The following is a 366-nucleotide window of genomic DNA, read 5'->3' on the forward strand; positions in this document are numbered from 1 at the left end:
AAAAGGTCCCATGCGCGCTGCGAGCCGTTCGGATCGACCCCCTTGAGCGTCGACATATTGGTGGCGAAGGAGAGCTTGCGGAATTCCTGCGCCTCATCGACGATGATCTGGTCCACGCCGATCTCGGCAATGGTGAGAAGATCGTCCTTGCGGGTGGAGAGTGCTTCGAGCCGCTCCTGCAGGCCCTCCTTCAGGCGCTCGAGGCGTTTGCGCGAGACACGGTCATCACCTTCGACCTTGGTCAGGAGCGTTTCGTAGAGCTCCAGCTCGTCATGGATCATCTGCTGTTCGAAGGCAGACGGGACGCCGATGAACTTGAAGGCGGAATGCGTGATGATGATCGCGTCCCAGGTCGCGGTTGCCGCC

The 366-nt window shown here is 60.7% G+C and carries 1 protein-coding gene; it reads right to left on the bottom strand.

Translation table 11 applies throughout. The annotated features are described in order from the left end of the window. The coding region (locus tag CEV33_RS01040; RefSeq protein ID WP_141211534.1) for a hypothetical protein at positions 1–366 on the bottom strand (366 nt) is incomplete at both ends.

Source organism: Brucella grignonensis (assembly GCF_002252505.1).
Taxonomy (GTDB): domain Bacteria; phylum Pseudomonadota; class Alphaproteobacteria; order Rhizobiales; family Rhizobiaceae; genus Brucella; species Brucella grignonensis.